General features: G+C 54.4%; 30 protein-coding genes and 1 pseudogene. 26 read left to right on the top strand and 5 right to left on the bottom strand.

Features of this window, described 5'->3' with window-relative positions; translation table 11 throughout:
• Window positions 1-68: 68 nt before the first annotated feature.
• Entirely contained in the window at window positions 69-1238 is a 1170-nt protein-coding gene (gene ftsY / locus KIH26_RS07520; RefSeq protein ID WP_213443803.1) for a signal recognition particle-docking protein FtsY, read from the bottom strand.
• 27 nt (window positions 1239-1265) lie between these two features.
• On the opposite strand from ftsY, the gene rsmD reads away from it, so the two are divergent.
• From rsmD to proB, 7 genes and pseudogenes are all read left to right on the top strand, one after another.
• A complete protein-coding gene (rsmD, locus tag KIH26_RS07515) occupies window positions 1266-1856 on the top strand; it encodes a 16S rRNA (guanine(966)-N(2))-methyltransferase RsmD (protein WP_213443802.1) in 591 nt (196 codons plus the stop codon).
• Window positions 1857-1873: 17 nt separating this feature from the next.
• A complete protein-coding gene (locus KIH26_RS07510; RefSeq protein WP_213443801.1) occupies window positions 1874-2416 on the top strand; it encodes a restriction endonuclease in 543 nt (180 codons plus the stop codon).
• Window positions 2417-2532: 116 nt separating this feature from the next.
• Window positions 2533-2835, top strand: a pseudogene (gene rplU / locus KIH26_RS07505) (50S ribosomal protein L21); the annotation flags it as partial.
• Window positions 2836-2856: 21 nt separating this feature from the next.
• Window positions 2857-3159: a helix-hairpin-helix domain-containing protein gene (locus KIH26_RS17175; RefSeq protein WP_503005140.1), complete on the top strand. Its 303-nt coding sequence runs from the start codon at window positions 2857-2859 to the stop codon at window positions 3157-3159.
• 12 nt (window positions 3160-3171) lie between these two features.
• Window positions 3172-3432 (top strand): 50S ribosomal protein L27, encoded by a 261-nt coding sequence (rpmA, locus tag KIH26_RS07500; protein WP_213443799.1) that lies wholly within the window; start codon window positions 3172-3174, stop codon window positions 3430-3432.
• Window positions 3433-3492: 60 nt separating this feature from the next.
• Entirely contained in the window at window positions 3493-4581 is a 1089-nt protein-coding gene (gene obgE, locus KIH26_RS07495) for a GTPase ObgE (RefSeq protein ID WP_213443798.1), read from the top strand.
• 66 nt (window positions 4582-4647) lie between these two features.
• Window positions 4648-5799 carry a glutamate 5-kinase gene (gene proB, locus KIH26_RS07490; protein WP_213443797.1) on the top strand — a complete coding sequence of 384 codons (1152 nt, stop codon included), beginning with the start codon at window positions 4648-4650 and terminating at the stop codon, window positions 5797-5799.
• 18 nt (window positions 5800-5817) lie between these two features.
• On the opposite strand, the gene KIH26_RS07485 is transcribed toward proB, so the two are convergent.
• Window positions 5818-6315: a CNP1-like family protein gene (locus KIH26_RS07485; RefSeq protein ID WP_249661001.1), complete on the bottom strand. Its 498-nt coding sequence runs from the start codon at window positions 6313-6315 to the stop codon at window positions 5818-5820.
• Window positions 6308-7099, bottom strand: coding sequence for an RNA pyrophosphohydrolase (locus KIH26_RS16990; protein WP_249661000.1), 792 nt, complete (start codon window positions 7097-7099; stop codon window positions 6308-6310). Before KIH26_RS16990 ends, KIH26_RS07485 begins: the two co-directional genes overlap by 8 nt.
• 113 nt (window positions 7100-7212) lie before the next feature.
• Between KIH26_RS16990 and KIH26_RS07475 the strand changes: the two genes are divergently transcribed.
• From KIH26_RS07475 to KIH26_RS07455, 5 genes are all read left to right on the top strand, one after another.
• Window positions 7213-8955 carry a proline--tRNA ligase gene (locus KIH26_RS07475; RefSeq protein WP_213443794.1) on the top strand — a complete coding sequence of 581 codons (1743 nt, stop codon included), beginning with the start codon at window positions 7213-7215 and terminating at the stop codon, window positions 8953-8955.
• A gap of 148 nt (window positions 8956-9103) precedes the next feature.
• A complete protein-coding gene (locus KIH26_RS07470; RefSeq protein WP_349627860.1) occupies window positions 9104-9709 on the top strand; it encodes a lytic transglycosylase domain-containing protein in 606 nt (201 codons plus the stop codon).
• Window positions 9710-9781: 72 nt separating this feature from the next.
• Window positions 9782-10072 carry a ribbon-helix-helix domain-containing protein gene (locus KIH26_RS07465; RefSeq protein ID WP_213443791.1) on the top strand — a complete coding sequence of 97 codons (291 nt, stop codon included), beginning with the start codon at window positions 9782-9784 and terminating at the stop codon, window positions 10070-10072.
• Complete coding sequence (locus tag KIH26_RS07460) at window positions 10069-10272, top strand: hypothetical protein (RefSeq protein WP_213443790.1); 204 nt, start codon at window positions 10069-10071, stop codon at window positions 10270-10272. Before KIH26_RS07465 ends, KIH26_RS07460 begins: the two co-directional genes overlap by 4 nt.
• A 25-nt stretch (window positions 10273-10297) precedes the next feature.
• On the top strand, window positions 10298-10930 hold the full coding sequence (locus tag KIH26_RS07455; protein WP_213443789.1) for an exopolysaccharide biosynthesis protein: 633 nt from the start codon (window positions 10298-10300) through the stop codon (window positions 10928-10930).
• A 58-nt stretch (window positions 10931-10988) separates the two neighbouring features.
• Here KIH26_RS07455 and grxD read toward each other — a convergent pair whose 3' ends face one another.
• Window positions 10989-11306, bottom strand: a complete 318-nt coding sequence (gene grxD / locus KIH26_RS07450; RefSeq protein WP_213443788.1) for a Grx4 family monothiol glutaredoxin — start codon at window positions 11304-11306, stop codon at window positions 10989-10991.
• A gap of 112 nt (window positions 11307-11418) precedes the next feature.
• Between grxD and KIH26_RS07445 the strand changes: the two genes are divergently transcribed.
• Entirely contained in the window at window positions 11419-11895 is a 477-nt protein-coding gene (locus tag KIH26_RS07445) for an FKBP-type peptidyl-prolyl cis-trans isomerase (RefSeq protein ID WP_213443787.1), read from the top strand.
• 118 nt (window positions 11896-12013) lie between these two features.
• Here KIH26_RS07445 and prmC read toward each other — a convergent pair whose 3' ends face one another.
• The gene (prmC, locus tag KIH26_RS07440) at window positions 12014-12856 is read right to left on the bottom strand and encodes a peptide chain release factor N(5)-glutamine methyltransferase (RefSeq protein WP_249660999.1); all 843 of its coding nucleotides are present in this window, start codon (window positions 12854-12856) and stop codon (window positions 12014-12016) included.
• A 119-nt stretch (window positions 12857-12975) separates the two neighbouring features.
• Here prmC and KIH26_RS07435 point away from each other — a divergent pair, with 119 nt between their 5' ends.
• The 13 genes from KIH26_RS07435 to dut all read left to right on the top strand — a co-directional run bounded on the left by KIH26_RS07435 (window position 12976) and on the right by dut (window position 23324).
• Complete coding sequence (locus KIH26_RS07435) at window positions 12976-13461, top strand: low molecular weight protein-tyrosine-phosphatase (protein ID WP_213443784.1); 486 nt, start codon at window positions 12976-12978, stop codon at window positions 13459-13461.
• Window positions 13462-13713: 252 nt separating this feature from the next.
• Window positions 13714-14253, top strand: a complete 540-nt coding sequence (locus tag KIH26_RS07430) for a Fe-S cluster assembly transcription factor (RefSeq protein WP_213443782.1) — start codon at window positions 13714-13716, stop codon at window positions 14251-14253.
• A gap of 12 nt (window positions 14254-14265) precedes the next feature.
• Window positions 14266-15486 carry an IscS subfamily cysteine desulfurase gene (locus KIH26_RS07425; protein WP_213443781.1) on the top strand — a complete coding sequence of 407 codons (1221 nt, stop codon included), beginning with the start codon at window positions 14266-14268 and terminating at the stop codon, window positions 15484-15486.
• Between the two features lie 130 nt (window positions 15487-15616).
• The gene (gene iscU, locus KIH26_RS07420; RefSeq protein WP_213443780.1) at window positions 15617-16015 is read left to right on the top strand and encodes a Fe-S cluster assembly scaffold IscU; all 399 of its coding nucleotides are present in this window, start codon (window positions 15617-15619) and stop codon (window positions 16013-16015) included.
• A gap of 64 nt (window positions 16016-16079) precedes the next feature.
• Window positions 16080-16403, top strand: coding sequence for an iron-sulfur cluster assembly protein IscA (iscA, locus tag KIH26_RS07415; protein ID WP_213443778.1), 324 nt, complete (start codon window positions 16080-16082; stop codon window positions 16401-16403).
• Between the two features lie 19 nt (window positions 16404-16422).
• The gene (locus KIH26_RS07410; protein ID WP_213443777.1) at window positions 16423-16839 is read left to right on the top strand and encodes a hypothetical protein; all 417 of its coding nucleotides are present in this window, start codon (window positions 16423-16425) and stop codon (window positions 16837-16839) included.
• Window positions 16836-17354 (top strand): Fe-S protein assembly co-chaperone HscB, encoded by a 519-nt coding sequence (gene hscB / locus KIH26_RS07405; protein ID WP_213443776.1) that lies wholly within the window; start codon window positions 16836-16838, stop codon window positions 17352-17354. The genes KIH26_RS07410 and hscB overlap by 4 nt, the downstream gene beginning before the upstream one ends.
• Before the next feature lie 163 nt (window positions 17355-17517).
• Window positions 17518-19374 (top strand): Fe-S protein assembly chaperone HscA, encoded by a 1857-nt coding sequence (hscA, locus tag KIH26_RS07400; protein WP_213443774.1) that lies wholly within the window; start codon window positions 17518-17520, stop codon window positions 19372-19374.
• Between the two features lie 160 nt (window positions 19375-19534).
• On the top strand, window positions 19535-19873 hold the full coding sequence (gene fdx, locus KIH26_RS07395) for an ISC system 2Fe-2S type ferredoxin (RefSeq protein WP_213443772.1): 339 nt from the start codon (window positions 19535-19537) through the stop codon (window positions 19871-19873).
• A 170-nt stretch (window positions 19874-20043) separates the two neighbouring features.
• Window positions 20044-20754, top strand: a complete 711-nt coding sequence (gene dnaQ, locus KIH26_RS07390; RefSeq protein ID WP_213443771.1) for a DNA polymerase III subunit epsilon — start codon at window positions 20044-20046, stop codon at window positions 20752-20754.
• Window positions 20755-20789: 35 nt separating this feature from the next.
• A complete protein-coding gene (locus tag KIH26_RS07385; RefSeq protein WP_213443769.1) occupies window positions 20790-21470 on the top strand; it encodes a TPM domain-containing protein in 681 nt (226 codons plus the stop codon).
• Between the two features lie 6 nt (window positions 21471-21476).
• Complete coding sequence (gene coaBC / locus KIH26_RS07380; protein WP_213443768.1) at window positions 21477-22715, top strand: bifunctional phosphopantothenoylcysteine decarboxylase/phosphopantothenate--cysteine ligase CoaBC; 1239 nt, start codon at window positions 21477-21479, stop codon at window positions 22713-22715.
• 162 nt (window positions 22716-22877) lie between these two features.
• Window positions 22878-23324: a dUTP diphosphatase gene (dut, locus tag KIH26_RS07375; RefSeq protein ID WP_213443767.1), complete on the top strand. Its 447-nt coding sequence runs from the start codon at window positions 22878-22880 to the stop codon at window positions 23322-23324.
• Window positions 23325-23331 lie beyond the last annotated feature (7 nt).

Below are 23331 nucleotides of genomic sequence, written 5' to 3'. Positions count from 1 at the left end.
GCAATAGAGATAGATTCAGATGCAAGCTGTCGCTGAATTCGACGGCGTTCTTACAGTCGAGCGAAGATTCAAGCGATCAAAGCTTGGGAAAACTCTGTGGCGTCAAAAGTCTCCAGGTCTTCTAGTTTCTCGCCCACACCAATGAAATAAATCGCGATGGGTTTGAGCTCGGGCTGCTTGGCTATGCGCTCGCGTGCCCAGAGCGCAATTGCTGCGAGCACACCACCTTTGGCTGTGCCATCTAGCTTGGTGATGATGAGGCCTGAGAGCTGCAAGGCTTGATCGAAAGCTTTGACTTGGGCCAGGGCGTTTTGCCCCGTGTTGCCGTCAATCACCAGCAGCGTCTCATGCGGCGCGGTGCCATCGGCCTTTGTGATCACGCGCTTGATCTTGGCGATTTCTTCCATCAAATGCAGCTGGGTGGGCAAGCGGCCTGCGGTATCCACCATCACCACATCTCTTTGCCTTGCCTTTCCAGCCGTTACAGAATCAAAGGCCACGGCTGCAGGGTCGGCATTGTCTTGGCTCACGATTTCCACGTTGTTTCGCGTTGCCCATACGGCGAGCTGTTCTTTGGCAGCGGCGCGGAAGGTATCTGCTGCTGCGAGGAGAACGCTTGCGCCTTGGCCGCTTAAGTGCCAAGTGAGCTTGCCAATCGAGGTCGTCTTTCCCGCGCCGTTCACGCCAGCAATCATCATCACGGTGGGCTTATGTTCACCAATCGTGAGCGGTTTTTGCAGGGGCGCAAGCAAGTCTGCCAGCGCCTGCGCGAGCAGGGCTTTCACCGCGGAGGGCTCGGTGGCCTTGGCCTCTTTCACGCGGCGTTTCAAATCGGCCAGCAAATGCTCCGTAGCCGCCACGCCCGCATCGCTCATCAGCAGCGCCGCTTCCAGCTCTTCATACAACGCATCGTCAATCTTCGTACCAGTAAACACTGTGGCAATCGAGCTGCCTGTCTTGCGCAGCCCGTTTTTAAGCTTATCCATCCAGCTCTTGCGGGGAGCATCTGAAATCTCATTTTTTTCTGTGTTTTCAGAGACTTTTAGCTCATTCGCCGGCATAGGATCTGCGGGAGTTGCTATCGTATTGATAGTGACTGGCGTGGCAGTCTCTGGCGTAGGTGCTTGCGCGGGGGCGGGTGCAAGAGCCGGGGTGGGTACAGGTGTGGCTACTGGAGCAGGCGAGAGCACAGCTTGAGGCGCGGGTTCGACAGGCTTTTTCTTGAAAAACGAGAACATGGAGACTTTCTACAATCACTCAATTCTATGAAATCAAAGTCACCCGCTCCAAAGCCCTCAAAAACCACCCCCGGCGAGGTGCGCATCATTGGCGGACTTTGGAAGCGCAGTAAGCTTAGCGTCCCCGCCAAACCCGGCCTGCGCCCCACGCCAGACCGCGTGCGCGAAACCCTCTTCAACTGGCTCGGCCAAGACCTCACAGGCCTCAAATGCGTCGATGCGTTTGCAGGCTCTGGCGCTTTAGGCTTTGAAGCTGCTTCGCGCGGCGCGCAAGACGTGCTCCTGATCGAGCAAGACCCGCAACTCGTCACCAATCTGCAAGCTCATAAAACCCGCTTGAAGGCCGACAATATCCGCATTCAACGAGGTGATGGCATCTCAGCTCTACGCAGTTTTCCCAAATCCACTGTAGATGTGATCTTCCTCGATCCACCTTTCGATTCAGGCCTATTTTTAGAGGCAATTCAAGCTGCAGCAGGCGTATTATCTGCGCAAGGTGCTATCTATTTAGAAGCGCCAGAGGCCTGGGATGATGAGAAACTGATTGCATTTGGGCTCAAGATCATCAAGCAAGGCAAAGCAGGCGCTGTTTATTTTCACTTACTCACAAGACATTGATTTTTATGAATTTCAAAATGGCTCCCAATTCACTCTTCGCAGTTTTGTTGCGCAATCCTTGGTGGGTGAGTTTTTTGCTTGCAGCGGTGATCAGCGTGATTTGCGCGGCGCTTTTACCGAAGGACTTGGTGGTGTACGGCGTTTTGGGCACGTTTCCGTTTCTGGTGATTGGCTGCATCGCACTCAGCAGGCAATGGAACAAGCCAAGCGCTGCTGCCGTGCAAGCTGAAGTTGAGCGCATGGCAGGGCTGTCGTGGCGCGATTTCTCGAAAGAGCTGGAGGCGAAGTTCATCAAGCAGGGCTTTGAGGTGGAGCGGCTTGCCGGCAAGAAGGCTGAAGGCGCAGCTGATTTTTTGATCAGTAAAGCCGGGCAACGGACGCTTGTTGCAGCTAAGCGCTACAAAGCTGCTAATCATGGGATTGAGGCGCTACAGGCGTTGGTCGCTCAGCAAGAATCGCTGGGGGCAGACAAGGCCATGTATGTGTGCCTTGGTGCTTTAAGCGAGCAGGCAGAAACATATGCAAGAGACAGGGGCATCACAGTAGGGATCGCTTCCTAGAGCTGGCTTGTTAGTGTGAGCTAACCATGCTATAATCATGGGCTCTGCGGAATTCGCCGTAGAGTTAACGAGCTTTCTGGCGCAAGCCAGGAGCCAACTCAATTTAGAGGTTTCTTATGTACGCGGTCGTAAAAACCGGTGGCAAACAATATAAAGTTGCTGCTGGCGAAAAATTTAAAGTAGAACAGATCGCTGCGAACATAGGCTCTGAGATTGTGCTTGATCAGATTTTGGCTGTCAGCAATGGCACCGACTTGATGATTGGCGCACCCTTGGTACCTGGCGCAGTGATCAAAGCCACCATCGTGGCACAAGGCAGGCACGATAAAGTGCGCATCTTCAAGATGCGTCGTCGTAAGCACTACCAAAAGCGTCAAGGCCATCGCCAAAATTACACTGAGCTGTTCATCGCGGAAATCGCTGACGGCAAAGGTGGCATCATGAAGGCAGCTGCGGCTCCTGTGATCGCTCTGGCACAAAAAGCTGGCAAAGACGACATCGAGATCATCGAAGGCATTGGCCCGAAGATCGCAGCTGTCTTGGCCGCTAACGGTATCACAACTTTCGCTAAACTTGCCGATACCAAAGCTGACGACATGACCGCGATGCTCAAAGCATCCGGCGGCCGCTTTAGCCTCGCTAACCCAGCATCATGGGCTGAACAAGCCGCTTTGCTGCGTGATGGCAAGATGGAAGAATTCAAGAAGCTGTGCGACGAATTGGTCGGCGGCGTCAAGAAATAAGGAGCTGTTGAAATGGCACAGAAAAAAGGCGGCGGCTCGACGCGAAACGGAAGAGATTCCAAACCAAAAATGCTCGGCGTGAAAGCCTACGGCGGTGAACTGGTCTCGGCCGGCTCCATCATCGTGCGCCAGCGCGGCACCAAGTTCCACGCTGGTGTGAACGTGGGCATGGGCAAAGATCACAGCCTGTTTGCCTTGGCAGACGGCCACGTGAGCTTCGGCCAAAAAGGCGCTTTGAACAAGCACACCGTGAACATCACGGCAGCTGCTTAAAGCTCCTTGCTCCCCAAAAGCCCCGCTTGTCGGGGCTTTTGTTTTGAATAGAATCAATTTATGAAGTTCGTGGATGAAGCGTTTATCGACATCGCCGCTGGCGATGGTGGCAATGGCTGCGTGTCGTTTCGCCACGAGAAATACAAAGAATTCGGTGGCCCCAATGGTGGCGATGGTGGGCGCGGCGGTAATGTGTATGCCGTGGCCGATGACAACCTGAACACGCTCGTTGACTATCGCTTCTCGCGCCGCTACGACGCTAAGCGCGGCGAAAACGGCATGGGCTCGGATATGTTTGGTGCAGCCGGTGACGATATCGTTTTGAAAATGCCCGTGGGTACCATCATCTCGGATGCTGAGACGGGCGATGTGATCATGGAGCTTTTGGAAGTCGGCGAGCAGAGGCTTCTGGCCAAGGGCGGCGATGGCGGCTACGGCAACATGCGCTTCAAAAGCTCGATCAATCGCGCTCCTCGCCAGAAAACGCCAGGCGGCATTGGTGAACGCAAAGAGCTCAAACTCGAATTGAAAGTCCTGGCCGATGTGGGCTTGCTGGGCATGCCCAATGCTGGGAAATCGACGCTGATTGCTTCCATCTCCAATGCTCGACCGAAGATTGCGGATTACCCATTCACCACTCTGCATCCGAATCTGGGTGTGGTGCGCGTGGGCCCCGAGCAGAGTTTCGTCGTTGCAGATGTGCCTGGTTTGATTGAAGGTGCGAGCGAAGGCGCTGGCTTGGGTCATCAATTTCTGCGGCATTTGCAGCGCACGCGGCTTCTGCTGCATGTGATTGACATGGCGCCGTTTGATGAGGCCGTTGATCCTGTAGCGCAAGCGAAGGCGATTGTGGGCGAGCTCAAGAAATACGATGATGAGCTGTATGCCAAGCCGCGTTGGCTCGTTTTGAACAAGCTCGATATGGTGCCTGAAGATGAGCGTGAAGCGCGTGTCAAAGATTTCGTGAAACGCTATCGCACGGCACTGAAGATCAAGGCGAAAGAAGAGCTGCCGGTGTTTGAGGTTTCGGCTCTCGCACGCCAAGGCCTGGAGCCTCTCATTCGTGAGATTTATGGTCATGTCAAGCGCGTGCACGAGGCGAGCAAGCCGCCGGTAGACGTCGATCCGCGTTTCGCTGATCAGCCTTAATTACTATTAAAATAGTAGCACTCCGCGCAGGTTCGTAGCCGGCGAACTGCTTAAAAGCCTTAAAAAATGTTAGATATCAACGCCTCTTTTGATGCCCAACAAACACTCCGCAAAGCACGACGTATTGTCGTAAAAGTGGGCTCGAGTTTGGTGACGAACGAAGGCCGTGGCTTGCATGAGGAAGCGATTGCGCAGTGGTGTGAGCAACTCGCTGCCTTGGTCAAAGATGGCCGCGAAGTGGTGATGGTCTCCAGTGGTGCGATTGCTGAAGGCATGAAGCGGCTTGGTTGGGCAACGCGGCCTAAAGATGTTTCCCAGCTCCAAGCTGCTGCTGCAGTCGGCCAAATGGGCTTGGTGCAGATGTATGAGACCAAGCTTCGCCAGCAGGGGCTGACAAGCGCGCAAGTGCTGCTCACGCACGAGGATTTAGCGCACCGCGAGCGATATCTGAACGCTCGCACCACGCTTTTGACCTTGCTCTCGCACAAAGTGATTCCCGTGATCAACGAAAACGATACGGTGGTCAATGATGAAATCAAGTTTGGCGATAACGATACCTTGGGCGCGCTTGTTGCAAACCTCGTTGATGCCGATTTGTATGTCATCCTCACCGATCAAACAGGCCTTTACACCGCTGATCCACGCAAAGATCCTGCCGCTGAGTTTGTGCATACCGCGCAAGCTGGGGATTCAAGCCTCGAGAAAATGGCTGGTGGCGCTGGAAGCTCCATTGGCAAAGGCGGCATGATCACCAAAATTCTCGCAGCCAAGCGCGCTGCTGGCTCTGGCGCGAGCACCGTGATCGCTTGGGGGCGCGAGCCGAATGCTTTGATTCGCCTTTCTCAAGGCGAGCCGATTGGTACGCTGCTCGTAGCGCATACGGCCAAACAGCAAGCGCGCAAGCAATGGATGGCGGATCATTTGCAATTGGCTGGCAGCGTGACCGTTGATGAAGGCGCAGCGCAGCGTTTGCTAGGCGGCAAGGTGAGCTTGCTGCCTGTGGGTATGACAGCAGTGCAGGGCGAGTTTTCTCGCGGCGATGTGATTGCCATTGTCGATACGACTGGCCAAGAAATCGCGCGTGGCTTAGCGAATTACGCTGCAGCAGAAGCGCGGCTGATCTGCCGCAAAGCATCTAGCGAGTTTGAAGCCTTGCTGGGCTATACAGCAGAAGCTGAGATGGTGCACAAAGATAATTTGGTGCTCAAGAGCGCTTGATGAGCGCCTGAGCCATCTTCATTGGCGCGCAGTCACGCCAGAATTCAAACGCTTCATCGCCTCAGCCACCGAAGTAGGCGTAGCAGAACCGTCACACAAACCACTGCGAGCCAAAGTCTCAGGATGCCTTGATGCCCCCGTTTGGCGCAGAGAGGTCCAATCCTGATCTGTAGATTTCACCCAGCCGCTGCCTGGGTTGTGTCTGGCGTAGCGGCGAAACTCGGCTTTGTTACAGCGAATGCCTTCATACATGGCATTCACTGTGCCACTGCTTGACTGTGCCACGACCACATAGCGAATGATGCCGTCTTTGGTGATCTTCACGGTGTCTGGATCCACACCCCATTTGAGCAGCGATTGAACCGGCATTTCCACCCGCACGAGGCGCTTGAGATCGAAAGCAGGTGGCGGTGGGACTTCGCTTTCTTTCCAATCAGGATCATCCGCAATGAATTGAGCGCAGACCATGCCCGAAGCTAGACTGAGGGCAGCAATCGCTAAAAATCGCTTAATCATGGTGATGTTGTCCCAAATCATCATGGGCATCGTGATGCTCGTCATGCGGATGCTGAGCAACGAATGCTTGAGCTGGATCTTGGTCGTAACGCTCCGCCGGATGCGGATCAAAACTGGCGCCTGGGGGCAGTTCTAAATCGGCGATACGCGAAACGCGTTCACGCCCGCTGGCGGGCGAGTGATTGAAATGGCTGTAACTGCCATAGGGGCGACGGCGCTGATTGGGCTGCTCAAACACCAAATCCGCTGGTTGGCTGTTTCGTGCTTCTCGATCAAAGTCGCGCGAGACATCTCGATGCCAGCGATGATCGCCCACCGGAAGATAGCGAGAGAGCTCGTTCAAAGCCATCTTGTAAACACCGCGTTTGAACTCCACCACCAAATCAAGCGGCACCCAGTAATCGTTCCAACGCCAAGCGTCGAACTCAGGATGGTCCGTGGCGCGCAGGTTCAGATCCCAGTCATGGCCTACGAGCTGGAGCAAAAACCAAATTTGTTTTTGGCCACGGTAATGGCCACGCGCTTCACGCTTGATGAAGCGGTCTGGCACCTCATAGCGCAACCAGTCGCGTGTCCGCGCCACAATCCGCACGTGGTTGGGCTGGAGGCCTACCTCTTCGTGCAGCTCGCGAAACATCGCTTGCTCCGGGTTCTCCCCCCGGTCGATGCCGCCTTGCGGAAACTGCCAGGAATGGGTGCGTATCCGCTTGCCCCAAAAGACCTGGTTTTTCTGGTTGAGCAAGATGATGCCGACATTGGGGCGAAAGCCGTCCCGGTCAAGCATAATCAACTCCAAATTTTTAAACTGAAACCATGATACACGGCCTAGGCCGCTTTGCAAGACTCTCTCTTGCACTTGTTTCAATTTCCCCCAACTTTTGAGTATCTACAACACCTATGAAAGCCAGCCAGTTCCTCATCTCCACTCTCAAAGAAGCGCCTGCAGATGCCGAGATCGCCAGCCACCAACTCATGACGCGCGCCGGCATGATCAAAAAACTCGGCGCTGGCATTTACACCTACATGCCCATGGGCTTGCGCGTGATCCGCAAGGTGGAAGCCATCGTGCGCGAAGAGATGAATCGCGCCGGTGCGATTGAGTGCACGATGCCTGTGATCCAGCCTGCCGAGCTGTGGCAAGAGACGGGGCGCTTCGAGAAGATGGGGCCTGAACTTTTGCGCATCAAAGATCGCCATGATCGTGATTTCATCGTGCAGCCTACGTCAGAAGAAGTCATCACCGATGTGGCGAGGCAAGAGTTCAAGAGCTACAAGCAGTTGCCCAAAAACCTTTACCAAATCCAAACCAAATTCCGCGACGAGCGCCGCCCACGCTTTGGCCTGATGCGCGGGCGTGAGTTCATCATGAAGGATGCGTATTCGTTTGACCGCGATGAAGCGAGCGCGAAAGCCAGCTACCAGATCATGGCAGCAGCGTATCGCAAAATCTTTGACCGCTTTGGTTTGCGTTATCGCGCTGTGGCTGCAGACAGCGGCGCGATTGGTGGCGATCTTTCGGAAGAATTCCAAGTGATTGCTGCCACAGGCGAAGACGCGATCATTTATTGTCCGAATTCGGATTACGCAGCAAACATTGAGAAAGCAGAAAGCTTGGCTCCAGGTGCGCGCCCAGCCGCATCTAAGCCCATGACGAAAACGCCCACACCCGGCTCCAGCACATGCCAAGCCGTGGCAGATTTGCTTAATGTGCCCCTGCGCACCACGATCAAATCTTTGGTGCTCGCTACAGAAGAGCTAAACGACAAAAACGAAGTTGTGAAAGTGCAAGTCTGGCTCTTGCTCGTGCGCGGCGATCATTCGCTCAACGAAACCAAAGCCAACAAAGTCGAAGGCTTGAAAAACGGTTTCCGCTTCGCCACAGAAGCTGAGATCGTCGATCACTTTGGCTGCAAGCCCGGCTATCTCGGGCCTTTGAACATGAAGAAGCCCGTCAAGGTGATCGCAGACCGCGAAGTGGCTGCGATGGCCGATTGGATTTGCGGCGCGAACGAAGTCGATTTCCACATCACCGGCGTGAACTGGGGCAGAGATTTGCCCGAGCCTGATGTTGTTGCAGATATCCGTAATGTGGTGGAGGGCGATCCATCGCCCGATGGCAAAGGCGCGCTCGCCATTGAGCGCGGCATCGAAATCGGCCACGTCTTCTACCTCGGCACGAAATACAGCAAGGCCATGAACGCCACTTTCCTCGATACTGATGGCAAACCCAAACCTTTCGAAATGGGCTGCTACGGCATCGGCATCACACGCCTGCCAGCCGCCGCCATCGAGCAAAACCACGATGACAAGGGCATCATCTGGCCAGACGCACTTGCGCCTTTCACCGTCGTGATCTGCCCCGTCGGCGCAGATCGTTTCCCTAACGTGAAAGAAGCCAGTGATGCGATCTACGCCGAGCTGCTTGCTAAAGGCGTGGACGTGATCCTAGACGACCGAGGCGAGCGCCCCGGCGCGATGTTCGCCGACTGGGAGCTCATCGGCGTGCCCCACCGCATCACAGTAGGCGACAAGAGCCTCAAAGACGGCCAAATCGAATACCAGCATCGCAGAGATGCAGCAGCTAGCAGAGTAGCGGTGGCAGATGCTGTAAGCCATGTCGTGAGTCAGTTGAAGGCCTAAAGCGAAAATGGGGTCAGATCACAATTCAGGACAACAACCTCACCAAAGCGAGGCAGAGCACAGCCGAAATTGTGCTCTGACCCCATTTTCGAGCGCATCCGAAGCGGAAAAACCTGAGAATTTCAAGCAAAATCGCCGCGTAGCCCTTATAAATACTGCGCGAGCAGCTATCATTTCAGTAGCAAGTATCACGGCGCCTCAACTCGCCCTAGCCGGCAGACAACTCGAAGAACCCCTAGCAGATTCAGTGCGAGGCGCACTAAGCGCAGCCATCGCCAGCAGTGCCCCGCCCATTCCAGAGTTCAACAACACTGAAACCAAGCTGCAATATCTGCGCTGGCTCGGTGAGATGAGCACCCGCCTCAAAAGAAAAAAAACAGACTTCGAGACCCGCAAAGAATTCTTGCAAACCGTTTGGTATGAGTCAAAGAGGGCAGGGCTAGACATCTCCCTCGTGCTCGGCCTCATCCAAGTCGAAAGCAATTTCCGTAAACACGCCATCAGCGTGGTGGGCGCGCGCGGCTACATGCAAATCATGCCCTTCTGGGCGCGCGTGATCGGCGATGGCGATGCCGGCAAGCTCTTTCACATGCAAACCAATATCCGCTTCGGCTGCGTGATCTTGCGCCATTATCTAGAGCGCGAGCGTGGCGACACCTTCATGGCGCTTGGTCGTTACAACGGCTCACGCGGTAAACCGCAGTATCCGAACGCGGTGTATGCGGCGCAGAAGAACTGGATGTTCACGGCTTGAGCGAGGCTTCTTTGCAGGTCAGCGAGGAATGTGATTTAATATATATTGTGTATTGAAACAAGGAGCCTTGTCATGGCACTCGCACTCACGCAAGTTTATTTGGAACCCGAGCAGAAAAAATCTCTGGCCGCCCGCGCCAAGGAGATCGGGCGTAAGCCCTCTGAAGCGATTCGCGATGCGATTGATGCTTATGTTGCGGGGGTGACGATTGATGATTTGAAGCTGCTGGATGTGGCTACCAAGAAGGCTGAGAAAGACCTCAAAGAAATGGTGAAGCTGCTCGATGCGGGGCAAAAGCGCGCCAATGGTTTTTTCGCTGAGATTGAGAAGATCAAGGCAGCGAGCGCGAAGGTGAGCCTATGAGCCTCGTCACTGATGTGTTGGATCGCCTCACGGGGATCAATAGCGTCAAGGAGCGCCTGATCACACAAGACAAGGTGATCGATCAAATGCAAAAAATCATGCTCGATCAGCAGCGCGAATTAGCTGAGGTCAAGGGCATGCTCAAGGCGCTGGTGACGATGCAATCGGGTAAAGCTTTGCCTGCTGAGAGAAAGCGCTGAATTGGAAACAAATTTCTCTACCTCTGTGTCCCTGAGCAAGCGCCTCGCCAATTTTGCAGATCAACTCCCCGAAGCCGGTTTGAGCGTGGGCGAACTCGTTAAGCAGCTGGGTCGTGAAGGCTTGCTGCTTCTGTGTGTGGTGTTGAGCTTGCCGTTTTTGTTGCCGGTGTCGATTCCGGGCGTGAGCACGGTGTTTGGGCTCTTGATTCTGTTCATTGGCATCGCTGAGACGCTTCGCATACCGATCTGGCTGCCGAGCAAGGTCGCGCAGTACACGCTCACGCGTGAACGGCTCTCCGATATCTTGAAGCTGGGTGCCAATTGGGTACAACGCCTTGAAAAACTGGCTCGCCCACGCATGGCTTGGCTCACGAGTACATCGATGGCGCGTTTTAATGGCGCAATGCTGGTGTTTGGCGCTGCCATGCTCATGATGCCGCTGGCCATCATTCCGTTTTCCAATACGCTGCCTGCGCTCGCTTGCATCTTCCTCGCTGTGGGCATGCTGAGCAAAGATGGGCTGTGCATCATGCTGGGCTGCTTGTTTAATCTGGCTTCTGCTTTGTATTTCGGCCTGATTTTCGTGCTGGGGACGGCGGTGGTACTGAAATATTTAGGGCCTTATTTGCCGAGCTGGGCAACTGGCTTCATGGGCTAGCTTCACACAACAAAAAAAGCGCGGCAATTACCGCGCTTTTTTCATGGAGCAGGGCGCTTCAGGCGTTGATCACCTGCTGCAATTCTCCGTTTTCATACATCTCCATCATGATGTCGGAGCCACCGACGAACTCGCCTTTGACATAGAGCTGCGGTATGGTGGGCCAGTTGCTGTATTCCTTGATACCAGCACGGATCTCGGGATCATCGAGCACGTTCACGGTGGTGATGCCTTTGGTGTCTACGCCCACGGCTTTCAAAATTTGAATGGCGCGGCCGGAGAAGCCGCACATGGGGAAGCTGGCGCTGCCCTTCATGAAAAGCACGATATCGTTGCCTTTAACGAGGCTGTCGATGCGGGTTTGGGTGTCGCTCATGGAGATTCTTTCTAGGCTGCAAAAATAGTTTCAGCTGAGATTATCCCAAATCAGAGAGGCAAGCGCCGGGCTGGGATAATTGGCTCTTGATTTCCCTTTACTTGTGATCCTCATGAAAATCGAAAAAAACACCGCCGTCACCATCCGCTACAGCGTTTCTGAGCCTTCTGGCCGCCTGCTGGAGCAAAGCAAAGCGCCTACCGCCTATCTACATGGCGGCTATGGCAACACCTTTGAAGCGATTGAAGCTGCCTTAGAAGGCCAAGAAGCGGGCTTCAAGACCAGCCTCACGCTCACGCCAGCGCAGGCCTTTGGCGAGCGCGATGAGAGCTTGGTGCAAGAGATTGCGAAAAGTGAATTTCCGCCCGGCGTGAAAGTCGGCGGGCAATTGCGTGGCCGCACACAAGATGGCCGCGAAGCGGTGTTCAATGTGATGAAGATCAAAGGCCCGGTGGTGATGCTCGATGGCAACCACCCTCATGCTGGCAAGACGCTGCGCTTTGATATCGCCGTGGTCAGTGTGAAAGCGGCCAGCGAGGAAGAAATCGCCCATGGCCATGTGCATGGGGAGCATGGGCATCAGCATTGATGCTTTTTTAAGCCTTCTAGGCATTTTGACGACGTCTAGACTGCGCAAGGTGCTATTTATTCTGTAGCATTTGAGCGATATCTTTGATCTTCAAATGCTACAAACACGCACACCACAATCAACGCACAAACCGCGCCCCAGTGCACCGATCCACACTGCCTAAATCTCGACGGGTCGTAGCATCTGCAAAACCATGCGCAGCAAACAAGTCATGAACGCGCTCAGCTTGCTCGTAGCCGTGCTCGAGTAGAAGCCATGCGCCAGAATGCAAATGTGAAGTGGCGTGTTGGATGATGCTGCGAATCGCATCCAAGCCGTCAGCGCCGCTTGTCAAAGCCATCGCAGGCTCATGCTTCAAAGCCGCGAGATGCGTATCGCCTTCTGCAATATAGGGTGGGTTGGAGACGATGAGATCAAAGGCTTCATTTGGCAATGCAGAAAACCAATCAGGGTTGCGCGCGTCCGCTTGAACGAAGCGCACGGGCAGTTGCAGTTCAGCAGCGTTACGCGATGCCATCGCCAATGCCTCAGCAGAGGCATCGGTGGCCGTCATTTGCACGAAGGGCCTCTGAGAGCGGATAGCCAAAGCCACTGCGCCACTGCCTGTGCCCAGATCGAGGACTTTGAACGCTTGATCTTTGGGGATGAGCTCCAGCGCCCAATCCACCAAAGTTTCTGTATCGTCACGCGGGTCCAGCACGGCGGGGCTGACACTCAAATTCAAGCCATAAAAGGCTTTGCAGCCCACGATGTAAGCCACAGGCTCGCCTTGCAGACGGCGCTGCACAGCGGCTTGCCATAGACTCAAAGACGCAGCCTGTAACTCCTCGCGATCATGCGAGAGCAACCACGCGCGATCATGCCTTGGGCGCTCGCAGGCATGGAGCATCAGGTATTGCGCCTCATGGCGCGGCAGGCCTTGGGCGGCCGCGCTTTGGAGCAGGGTGGCAATGGTTGGCATCATTTGGATTTTAGTGGAGCGCCTTGTGCGATATTCAGTGATTACTATAAATTAGATAGCACTTCGCGCAGATTCTATGCCGGCGATATGCCCTTTTCGCTTATAAAATGAGCCTATCCATGAGATCTACACCGCTTCATATTCTGCTCGTTTGCATGGGCAATATCTGTCGCAGCCCTACGGCTGAGGGCGTGCTTCGCGCAAAGGTGGCGCAGGCTGGCTTGGCTGCGAGAGTCAACATTGATTCAGCGGGAACGCACAACTATCACCCTGGCAGCCCGCCCGATGAGCGCAGCCAAGCGCATGCTTTGGCGCGGGGCTACGATTTGTCTAATCTGCGGGCGCGACAAATCACCGAGCATGATTACGAGAAATTCCATGTCATCCTCGCGATGGATTGGGATAATTTGGCGCTGCTGCAAGACGATTGCCCACCTGCGCACGCGCACAAACTCAAGCTTTTTATGAGCTATGCGGCTGATGCAAGCCTCGGCCAGGTCGTGCCAGACCCGTATTACGGCCAAGAGGCCGGTTTTGAGCGGGTTTTGGATCTTGTGGAGGCGGCAAGTGCAGGATTCATTGAACAATTTCGCAAAATGTCCTAGACAAAGCCCCTAAATCCTGTATAGTCATACCTGAGCGAATTTGTGGGGTATCTGCTATACTTGAGTGAAATGCTCAAGATTAAAGCCAAGCTGCGAAGTGTCAGGGTGACAGCAGCAGAAGCCAACCTAACAATCCACGAATCGACGAGAGGTTACCCCAGCAATATCGGGGTGAAAACGGGCGGAGACGTGGTCTTGAACGTAGTTGTACTCAAGACCTTTTTGAATGTGCAAGCACCCTAGGAGCTAAACATGCGTCTCACTACAAAAGGCCGCTTTGCGGTCACAGCAATGATTGATCTGGCACTGCGTCAAAACGCAGGCCCCGTGACGTTGGCCGCCATCAGCCAGCGCCAGCAAATTTCCTTGTCTTACCTTGAGCAGCTCTTCGGCAAGCTGCGCCGCAATGGCTTGGTGGAATCCACCCGTGGCCCTGGCGGCGGTTACACGCTGGGCCGCGAATCCAGCAGCATCACCATTGCCGAAATCATCACCTCAGTCGATGAGGCGATGGACGCGACCAGCTGCGGTGGCAAAGAGAATTGCAACGGCGGTGAAGCTGGCCGCTGCATGACGCACGATCTCTGGAGCAAGCTCAATGCGCGCATGAGCGAATTCCTCGGCTCCGTGAGCTTGCAAGACATGGTGGAAGAGCAATTGGCAAAAGGCGTTCATATTGAAGCCAAGCCTATGCTCAAGAAAGCCATTGCGCCGATGCAAGTCGTCAAGCCAATTCGCATCAACGCTCCCAATTCTGTGTTCGCCCTCGGCGGCGCAGCTTTCGCTAAGTAAGAAGTTATCGCTATGGATGCCACGCCTCATTTCCCCATTTACTTGGATTACTCCGCCACCAATCCGTGTGACCCACGGGTGGTGGATGCGATCATTCCTTGGTTGCGCGAGCATTTCGGCAACCCCGCCTCGCGCTCGCACGCCTGGGGCTGGGAGGCAGAGGCCGCCGTGGAGAAAGCGCGTGAGCATGTGGCGGCGCTCATTGGCGCAGACCCACGCGAAATCGTGTGGACTTCTGGGGCAACTGAGTCGAACAACCTTGCCATCAAAGGCGCAGCCGCTTTCTACAAAACCAAGGGCAAGCACCTCATCACCGTGAAAACCGAGCACAAAGCCGTGCTCGACACCATGCGTGAGCTGGAGCGTCAAGGTTTTGAAGTCACGTACATGGATGTGCAGGCCGATGGCTTGCTCGATCTCGAAGCTTTCAAAGCCGCGATCCGCCCTGATACGATTTTGGCCAGCGTCATGTTCGTGAACAACGAAATTGGCGTGATTCAAGATATCGCTGCCATTGGCAAAATCTGCCGTGAAAAAGGCGTGATTTTTCATGTGGATGCAGCGCAAGCCACGGGCCGTGTGGAAGTTGATCTGGCCACTTTGCCTGTTGATTTGATGAGCCTCACTTCGCACAAGACTTACGGCCCCAAAGGCATCGGTGCTCTCTATGTGCGCCGCAAGCCCCGCATTCGCATTGAAGCGCAAATGCATGGCGGTGGGCACGAGCGCGGCATGCGAAGCGGCACGCTGCCTACGCACCAAATCGTTGGCATGGGTGAGGCTTACCGCATTGCCAAAGAAGAGATGCATGAAGAAAACAAGCGCATCACAGCTTTACAGCAGCGCTTGATGAATGGCTTGAAAGGTATTGAGCAAGTCTTCATCAACGGCCACGAGACGCAGCGCGTACCGCACAACATCAACATGAGCTTTAACTATGTAGAAGGCGAGAGCCTGATCATGGGCATCAAAGGCTTGGCTGTGTCTTCCGGCTCGGCTTGCACAAGCGCGTCGCTTGAGCCCAGCTACGTATTGCGGGCTCTCGGCCGCAGCGACGAGCTCGCCCACAGCAGCCTGCGCATGACCATTGGCCGCTGGACCACCGAAGAAGAAATTGATTTCGCCATATCCACCATCAAGCACAACGTCGCGAAGTTGCGCGATTTGAGCCCGCTGTGGGATATGTACAAAGAAGGCATCGATATTTCCACCATCCAGTGGACAGCACATTAGATTGACGAACACCCCCGTGCAGCTGGCGCTGCCCCACCCTCAAGGGGGCAACGCCAGTGGCCTAGCAAAGCTAGATCCACGGCGTTCACTTGGACAGACATTTGAGAATTGAAGATATTTGGAGTTAGTTATGGCTTATTCAGACAAAGTTGTAGATCACTACGAAAACCCTCGCAACGTCGGCTCGTTCGACAAAGGCGATGATTCAGTAGGCACGGGCATGGTCGGCGCGCCTGCTTGCGGCGATGTGATGAAGCTGCAAATCAAGGTCAACCCAGCAACGGGCATCATTGAAGACGCACGCTTCAAAACCTATGGCTGCGGCTCTGCCATTGCTTCCAGCTCCCTCGTCACCGAGTGGGTCAAAGGCAAAAGCATTGAAGAAGCTGGTAATTTGAAAAACAGCCAAATCGCTGAAGAGCTGGCCTTGCCTCCCGTGAAAATCCATTGCTCCATCCTTGCTGAAGACGCGATCAAAGCCGCGATTTCGGATTACAAGCAAAAGCATGCCGTTGCCGTCGCAGCTTGATTTAGAGATCCCACCCCGCTCGCGTTGAGCTTGTCGAAGTGCTCAGCGCCCTCACGTATTCACCATGCCAGTCAACCTCACCCCTGCCGCTGCCAAACACGTCACCAAATACCTCGCCAAACGCGGCAAGGGCGTTGGCGTGCGCCTAGGTGTGAAGACCACCGGCTGCTCAGGTCTGGCCTACAAACTCGAATACGTCGATGACATCGCCCCCGAAGATGCCCTGTTTGAGACCGAAGGCATCAAGCTCATGGTCGATCCCAAAAGCTTGGCTTACCTTGATGGCACAACTCTAGATTTCGTGCGCGAAGGCTTGAACGAAGGCTTCCGCTTCAACAATCCCAATGAACGCGACAAATGCGGTTGCGGTGAATCGTTTCGCGTGTGATCTTGGTGATGTAATCGCTATGCTCAAACAACGATTGCTCCTTGCTACAGGAGCATTTTTTTTTACGGCTTCTGGTAGCCTTTATGCACAAACAGTCCCTTCTTTGAGCGAGATTTGCTCAAGCAGAAATTTGGGCTCTGCAATAGGAAATGCTGAGTGCTATGAAGCGAGGTTGAAGAGGCTAGAGCCTGCTTGGAAGCAAGCTATTGAAGTTCAGAAAATAGAGCGAAAAAAGCAATCTGATCGCCCCGAGGAGATTGATCAACTGGTTGAAGCTGAAGCTAAGACTTGGCGTGAGCATCTCAAGGCTAAATGTGAATTGGAAACATCGGGAACCGCTGGCATGGTTCAGTGGGATTTTGCTTATGCATTGCATTGTGAACATTCGGCAATACAGAAGCGGCTTGCACAGGCAAAAAATCGGAAATCAAAATGAAACTTGATTCCACCGACTTCCAGCTCTTCCAAATCCCTGAGCAATTCGCCCAAGACCGCGCCACGCTCGATAGCCGTTGGAAAGAACTCCAACGCGAAGCCCACCCCGATAAATTCGCAGCCCAAGGCGCAGCCGCTCAGCGCATCGCCATGCAATGGAGCGTGCGCATCAACGAGGCTTATCAGCGCCTCAAAGACCCGGTGCAACGCGCGGCCTACCTCTGCGAGCTGCATGGTGCCCCGATCAACGCAGAAAACAACACCGCCATGCCCGCTGCTTTCCTCATGCAGCAAATGGAGCTGCGCGAAGCCCTAGAAGATGCGAAAACAGAAGAGAATTTAGAAGAAATCAGCCAACAGGCGGCAGAAATACTGCGCGAGCAGCTATCAAATGCAGAGCGATTGATTGACCAGGCCAAAGACTACCCAGCCGCCGCCCAAGCCGTCAGAGCCATTTTATTTATCCAGAAATTCCAAGCGGATATCGAGAGACGCTTCGAGCTTTTGGGACAATAGATAGTCTTAAAAACCAAAATACCATATTGAACGCAGAGGACGCAAAAACTTCGCAGAGGTCGCAAAAAAGAAATTCAAAATTTGGCTGTTTCTTTTCTGCGACCTCTGCGTAACCTTTGCGTCCTTTGCGTTCAAAAAATCTTCTCCGTATTCATAAAAAGTCATGGCACTTCTGCAAATCTCCGAACCAGGCACCAGCCCCGATCCGCATACGCGTCGTATTGCGATTGGCATTGATCTTGGCACCACACATTCGCTCGTGGCCTCGGTGCGTAACGGCGTGGCGGAGTGTTTGCCGGATGATGAGGGTAGGGCGATTCTGCCTTCTGTGGTGCGTTATTTACCTGAAAATAAACGGGAAATAGGGTATCTCGCCGGCGAGAATACTGCGCAGAATGCTACGAATACGATAGCATCTGTCAAGCGCCTCATGGGGCGAGGCTTAAACGATATTGCGGATGCTGACAAGCTCCCCTACAAGCTCATCGCCGAGCCTGGCATGGTGAAAATCGAGACGCTGCACGGCCCGAAATCGCCTGTGGAGGTGAGCGCTGAAATCCTCGCCACGCTGCGTTTCCGCGCAGAAGACACGTTTGATGAAGATATCTATGGCGCGGTGATTACCGTGCCTGCGTATTTTGATGATGCGCAGCGTCAAGCCACCAAAGATGCGGCGGAGCTGGCGGGCTTGAATGTGCTGCGCTTGATCAATGAGCCAACGGCGGCGGCCGTGGCTTACGGGCTGGATAACGCTTCTGAGGGCGTGTATGCCGTGTATGACCTCGGCGGTGGCACGTTTGATATTTCTATTCTGCGCCTCTCGCAAGGTGTGTTTGAAGTGCTTTCCACTGGCGGCGATTCAGCGCTTGGCGGTGATGATTACGATGCCGCTCTAGCGGAATTCATCCTCGCGCAAACTGGCAAGACGGCAGATACCGCAGCAGAGAAAGCGCAGATCAAAGCCCTAGCTCGCCAGATCAAGGAGCAGCTATCCACTACTGATTTAGTAGCATTCAGCGCAGATTCTATGCCGGCGATTGGCCAATTTAGCATCAAAAAAGCAGATTTCGAGCAGATCACAGCCCACCTCACCGCCAAGACCCTGCAAGCTGTGCGCAAAGCGCTGCGCGATGCCAAGCTCACGAAGGAAGATATTCAAGGCGTGGTCATGGTCGGCGGCTCCACGCGCATGCCGCAAGTGCAGCATGCTGTGCAAGAGTTCTTCGGCAAACCGCCGCTCAATAACTTGAACCCCGATGAAGTCGTGGCGCTCGGCGCAGCCATCTCGGCCAACCAACTCGCCGGCAACAACCCGCAAGGCGATCTACTGCTGCTCGATGTGATCCCGCTGTCCCTCGGTATCGAGACGATGGGCGGCCTCAGCGAACGCATCATCCCGCGCAACACCACCATCCCCACCGCGATGGCGCAGGATTTCACCACCTACCAAGATGGCCAAACCGCGCTCAGCCTCCATGTGATCCAAGGCGAGCGCGATCTGGTGAAAGATTGCCGCAGCCTTGCCCGCTTCACCCTGCGCGGCATCCCGCCCATGGTCGCAGGCGCAGCGCGCATCCGCGTGACCTTCACTGTCGATGCCGATGGTCTGCTCAAAGTCGATGCCAAAGAGCAAATCAGCAGCGTAGAAACCAGCATAGACGTGAAGCCCAGCTACGGCCTCAGTGACGACGACATCGCCCGCATGCTGCAAGACAGCTTCGGCACCGCTCAAGAAGACATGGCTGCTCGCGCCTTGGCAGAAGCCAGGCTAGAAGCAGACCGCATGGTGCTCGCCACGCGCTCGGCGCTCGCTGCAGATGGCGATTTGCTCTCAAGCGATGAACGCGTTCAGATTGATGCGTTGATCGAAGCATCCATAGCTGGCAAAGCCTTCGAAGACGCAGCCAAAGTCGAAGCCGCCACAGAGGCCTTAGCCAAAGGCACAGAAGCCTTCGCTGCAGAACGCATGAATGCGGGTATTCGACGTGCATTGGCTGGAAAAAATGTGAATAAGGTTTAGAGAAATGAACGCAAAAGACGCAGAAAAAACGCAAAAGACGCAAAAGACGCAAAAGACGCAAAAATATTCAATTGAATTTCTTTTGCGCCTTTTGCGTTCTTCTGTGTCTTTTGCGTTCTCCTCTAAGCCCATTAACTAACCTTGGCATCAGAGACAACCCATGCCCATCATCAAAATCCTCCCCCACGTCGAAATCTGCCCGCAAGGTAAAGAGATCAAAGCCAACGTCGGCGACAGCATCTGTGAAGCCCTGCTCGATAACGGCATCAACATCGAACACGCCTGCGACATGAGCTGCGCCTGTACCACCTGCCACATCATCGTGCGCGAAGGCTTTGCATCGCTCAATGAGCTCGATGAAAACGAAGAAGACCTGCTAGACCGCGCTTGGGGTCTTGAGCCGAACTCGCGTTTGAGCTGCCAAGCATTTGTTGCTCAAAAAGACTTGGTCGTAGAGATTCCGCGCTACACGATCAATCACGCAAAAGAGAATCATTGAGGGCGTGCTCGAGGTCTTTTTGAACGCAAAAGACGCAGAGATTACGCAAAAATCGCAAAAAAGAAAACCGAAAACTGGTTGTTTCTTTTCTGCGTTTTCTGCGTAAGTTTTGCGTCTTTTGCGTTCTAATTTCCCGATTCGCCAAAAGCTTTTGAAGCTACTATAGAGCCATGCGCCAAATCTTCCTAGACACCGAAACCACCGGCCTCTCGCCCGCTGGCGGGGATCGCATCCTCAATTTAGCTTGCGTGGAGATGATCAGCCGCAAGCTCACGAACAACGATTTTCATTGCTACATCAACCCTGAGCGCGACAGCCATGAAGATGCCTTGCGCGTTCACGGTTTGACGACTGATTTCCTCGCTGACAAACCCAAATTTCCCGAGATTGCGCATGAGTTCTTGGCTTTTGTGAAAGATGCAGAAATCATCATCCACAACGCAACGTTTGACGTGGGCTTTCTCGATGCTGAGCTTGAGCGCGCCGGTTTGCCCAAATTCAGCACGCACGTAGCCAAAATCACTGACTCACTGGCCATGGCCAAAGAGCTGTATCCCGGTAAGCGAAACGGCCTTGATGCCTTGTGCGAGCGCATGGGCGTGGACAACTCCAATCGCACCTTGCACGGCGCTTTGCTTGATGCCCAGCTTCTCGCCGAGGTCTATATCCATCTCACGCGCGGCCAAGATGCCTTGCTGATTGACTCACACAGTGCAAGCGCGACCAGCGGTGCAGGCACAATCAAAGCCGATTTTTCCAAGCTAGATCTCATCATTCTGCAGCCCAGTGAAGCCGAGCTCGCTGCGCATGAAGACGTGCTCAAGCAAATCGACAAAGCCAGTGGTGGAAAAACTGTGTGGCGTGCGCCAGCATCGGCTTAGTGCTTTAGATGCTTCGATCAGAACAAGGAACACAGATGAAAACTTCAGTATCTCAATGGCCCAAACAGCTTGGTATCACCATATGCGCCGCTGCACTCCTGAGCCTGTGTGCTTTCGCAGTCGCGCAAACGTCGCCAGCACCCTCGGCAGCTGCCAATGCAAAACCTAAACCTGCCCCCAAGTCCGCCAAGCAGGCTTCAAAAGAATCTTCCACTGCTCAAAACGCGACATCTCATATCGCCAAGCGTGATGGCGATGTGACCGAGATCCTGCGCATTCTTCCTGATGGCCAGCGGCAGGAGCTTCGCACTCAACTCGCTGAATTTGAACAGACGCACAAACAAGATTTCGCTGTGTTGATCACCTATGGCCTCAAATCACCCAAAACGCCCATGGCGAAGAGTGGTGATTCAATGCCAGAATTCGTGCAGCAAATCGCGCAGGCTTGGCAAATAGGGCGCGAAATAGAAGGAGAGGGCTTGCTGATGGTCATTGCGCTCGGCGAACGATCACTCTCCATTGGCATCTCGCCATCGCCAACGCTTCAACCCAGCTTAGCGCCCAAAGTGACTGACGAGATCATCAATGCACAAATGGCACCGCACTTGCGCAAGGGTGAGATGGCTCTGGCGATCAAGGCCGCGGTCAGTGAAATTGACAGCAAATTGCGTGCGCAAGTTGGCCAAAAGCCGGACGCGCAGACGCCAACAAAGTAGTTATCCATGCAATCCCTCATCGGTAAACACATCGTTCTTGGCCTCACGGGGGGTATTGCCTGCTACAAGGCGGCAGAGCTGTGTCGCGCTCTGATCAAAGAGGGGGCGACGGTACAGGTCGTCATGACCGAGGGTGCTGAGCAGTTCATCACGCCGGTGACGATGCAGGCGCTTTCGACGCGTACCGTTTACACCAGCCAATGGGATGCGCGCGAAGAAAACAACATGCCGCATATCAATCTCTCGCGGGAAGCTGATGCAATTTTGATTGCTCCAGCGAGTGCGGATTTCATGGCGAAGCTGCTTCATGGGCGGGCGGATGATTTGCTTTCGCTGATGTGCCTCGCACGTCCGCGTGAAGATTCTGTGCAGGGCGGGGCGAAGCCTGTTCCGCTTTTGATTGCTCCCGCTATGAACCGCGAGATGTGGAGCCATCCGGCCACACAGCGCAATTTGCAGCAGCTGGCCACTGACGGCGCGCATTTGCTCGGCGTGGGCTCAGGCTTTCAGGCTTGCGGTGAGACAGGCGATGGGCGCATGCTGGAATCGGCTGAATTGCTGGAAGAGGTGATTGCGTTTTTTCAGCCCAAGCTGCTCGCGGGAAAGCATGTGGTGGTGACGGCAGGGCCGACCTATGAGGCGATTGATCCGGTGCGTGGCATCACGAATTTATCCAGCGGCAAGATGGGCTTTGCGATTGCGCGGGCTGCGCGTGAGGCGGGGGCAGAGGTTACCCTCATAGCAGGCCCCGTGCATGTGCCCACGCCGCGCGGCGTGACGCGCATTGACGTGAAATCTGCACAAAATATGCTTGTCGCCGGCACAGAATCTGCGCAGAATGCTCATATATTTATAGCATGTGCCGCAGTGGCAGACTGGCGACCTGCGAATGCAGCAGAGCAAAAAATCAAGAAAGATGGCTCGGGAAAAACGCCTGAGCTGGCTTTTGTGGAGAACCCAGACATATTGGCCACGATTGCGAAGTCTGGTCGCGCGAAGAAGGGTGAGCTGTATTGCGTGGGCTTTGCGGCTGAGAGTGAGGACTTGGAAGCCAATGCGAAAGCCAAGCGCATCCGAAAAGGCGTGCCGCTGCTGGTGGGCAACATCGGGCCGAGCACCTTTGGGCAGGATGACAATGCTTTTCTGCTCGTGGATGAAAAGGGTGCGAAGCAAATTGAGCGAGCGCCAAAGCTGCAATTGGCTCGGTTGCTGGTGGCCGAGATTGCTGCTCGAATCCAGCTATGAATGGCAATCAAAACAATAGAACGCAAAAGTCGCAAAACAACGCAAAAGACGCAGAAGCAAAAAGTCAATTCATGCACTGATCACTATTTGATTTTTTGCGTTTTTTGCGTAACTTCTGCGTCTTTTGCGTTCTATTCTTCAAAATCCAACAAAGTATCAAAAATGAAAGTCGATATCAAAATCCTAGACGAGCGTCTAAAAAACAATCTCCCCGCCTACGCCACAGAAGGCAGCGCAGGGCTAGATCTGAGAGCTTGTCTCAATGAACCGCTTACGCTTCAGCCCAACGCCTGGCAGCTCATCCCAGTCGGCATCGCCATGTGGTTGAAAGACCCGAATTACGCGGCACTGATCCTCCCGCGCTCTGGCATGGGGCATAAGCATGGCATCGTGTTGGGTAATCTCGTGGGCTTGATTGATAGCGACTACCAAGGCCAGCTCATGGTGAGCGCTTGGAATCGTTCGCCCACCGCTTTTACGATTGAGCCGCTGGAGCGGATTGCGCAGCTGGTGATCGTGCCAGTGGCGCAGGCGCAGTTCAATGTGGTGCAGGAGTTTCCGCCTACGGAGCGGGGCGAGGGCGGGTATGGATCGACAGGTAAGAAGTGATGGGTAA

Origin of the sequence: Variovorax sp. PCZ-1, from assembly GCF_018413605.1 — a bacterium.
GTDB lineage: Bacteria > Pseudomonadota > Gammaproteobacteria > Burkholderiales > Burkholderiaceae_C > JANMDU01.
Note: the sequence above shows the minus strand (reverse complement) of the source record. Positions and strands in the feature narration are given on the sequence as shown.